At 61.4% G+C, this 1,999-nt stretch carries 3 protein-coding genes; all 3 read right to left on the bottom strand.

Annotation, left to right across the window (positions count from 1 at the left end):
* Nucleotides 1–524, bottom strand: a 524-nt coding sequence (gene rpsD / locus AC1DUU_RS30615; protein ID WP_476787071.1) for a 30S ribosomal protein S4, incomplete at its 3' end; no start/stop codon positions are given.
* A 222-nt stretch (nucleotides 525–746) separates the two neighbouring features.
* Nucleotides 747–1,454 carry a 2OG-Fe(II) oxygenase gene (locus tag AC1DUU_RS30610; RefSeq protein ID WP_476787070.1) on the bottom strand — a complete coding sequence of 236 codons (708 nt, stop codon included), beginning with the start codon at nucleotides 1,452–1,454 and terminating at the stop codon, nucleotides 747–749.
* 75 nt (nucleotides 1,455–1,529) lie between these two features.
* Nucleotides 1,530–1,940, bottom strand: coding sequence for a winged helix-turn-helix transcriptional regulator (locus tag AC1DUU_RS30605; protein WP_476787069.1), 411 nt, complete (start codon nucleotides 1,938–1,940; stop codon nucleotides 1,530–1,532).
* Nucleotides 1,941–1,999 lie beyond the last annotated feature (59 nt).

The raw sequence follows: 1,999 nt of genomic DNA, 5'->3' as shown, positions 1-1,999 counted from the left end.
ATCTTGTTGTGATCGACTTCGATGTAGTCAGGAACGTCGCGCTCGGCGAGACCAACGGCCTCAAGCACTATGACCAGCTGCTTCGACTTCTCGCGGACCTCGATCACGTCGCCAGCCTTGCAGCGGTACGAGCTAATGTTGGTGCGGACGCCGTTGACGTTGACATGGCCGTGGTTGACGAACTGACGGGCCGCGAAAATGGTCGGCACGAACTTGGCGCGGTAGACGACCGCATCCAGACGCGACTCGAGCAGGCCGATCAGGTTCTCGGAGGTGTCGCCCTTGCGGCGGTTAGCCTCTTCGTAGGTCTTGCGGAACTGCTTTTCCGAAACGTCGCCGTAGTGACCCTTCAGCTTCTGCTTGGCGCGCAGCTGCAGACCGAAGTCCGAGAGCTTGCCCTTGCGGCGCTGGCCGTGCTGGCCGGGGCCGTATTCACGCTTGTTAACCGGGGACTTCGGGCGGCCCCAAATGTTCTCGCCAAGACGGCGGTCAATCTTGTATTTCGCGGATTCGCGCTTGCTCATCGCATTCCCTTTCAAAACAATACACCCGAAACCTCATGTTTCGAGTGAAGGAAACGCGCCCTCCTCTGGCCTCCGTTTTCGAAGCCTGACAGGATCTTCCACGCACGCATTGCGGAAAAGGTCCACGGGACACGTCAAATAAAACACCGGGCGTTCGGCCCGGCGTTGGCGGCTAACTAGGCGAAACATCCTGGAATGTCAACGCTGCGGCTGGGAGCCGGCTCATTTCGCGTCGTGGAAGATAACCCCAAGCGTGAAGCGCTCGCCTGCACGTATCCGGCTGACGCCGTGGCGCATCTTGACGCGGTAATCACCACGCGTGCCGGCCTTTGGTCGGTCGTTGACGGCAAACAGCGCGCCCTGCCCGATGCCAAGCGATACCACTTCGGCGCGCGATTGCATACGCGGACGCTGCTCGGTCATCACAAACTCGCCGCCCTCGAACTCGGATTGCGGGTCGGAGAGCAGAATCACCAGCTGCACTGGAAACAGGTGCGCGCCGTAGACGTCCTGATGCAGGCAGTTGTAATCGCCCGCGCCATATTTCAGCAAAAGCGGCGTCGGCTTGGTCTGGCCGTCGGCGTGGCATTCGGCAAGGAACGCGTCGAGTTCATCGGGATAGCGCCGGTCGAGCCCCATACGCTCGTTCCAGCCATTGGCCAGAGGTGCCAGCCGTCCGTAAAAGGCGTGGCGCAGGCCCGATATCGTCTCGGGCAGCGGATTGCCGAAATATTTGTACTCGCCCGATCCAAAGCCGTGGCGCTGCATGACGATCCGGCTACGAAAATGTTTGTCGTGCTCGTAGAGCGCCCTCAGGTCGAGGCAGGTCTGCCGGTCGAGCAAGGGACCAGTCGGCGCGACCCCGAATTCGTCGAGGTCACTGGCGATTCGCCCCCAATCCAGGCTCGAAACAATGTTGTCGGCATTCATGGCGGCGCTCCATCTCTAGATGGCGCCGAGGCTAGGCCGTCATGATGGCCGCCGCATTCCGATTCCTGCGCGAGTTCACGATTCGAGGTCGAACGCTTGTCTGGCCTGGCGCATGTGGTCGCGATTATTTGCCGCCCAGCTGCCGAGTGCTGCGATCGGTACGGCTATCGACTGGCCGAGTTCGGTCAATCCGTACTCGACCTCCGGCGGCGTCGTTGGCCGCACGGTACGCGTGACCAGCCCGTCGCGCTCGAGCGAGCGCAAGGTAACCGTCAGCATGCGCTGCGAAATGCCTTCGATGGAGCGCTTCAACGCATTGAAGCGCACCGGCTGCTCCTGAAGGTTGATGATGACCAGGATGCTCCAGGTGTCGCCGACGCGGTCGAGCACCTCGCGGATAGGACAGGCACCACGGCCGTCGCTCTCGAAGCCGGGCGTGGTGTGCAGCAGCGGTGCCGCGGCGGCTGTCTTCACAGATGCGTTCATGCGGTTCTCCTGAGGTAACCTGGGCACGAAATCATGCGTTCTTTTCGAGCCCTTTCGTT

It is taken from the genome of Aminobacter sp. P4_H6_2 (assembly GCF_056400805.1).
Note: the sequence above shows the minus strand (reverse complement) of the source record. Positions and strands in the feature narration are given on the sequence as shown.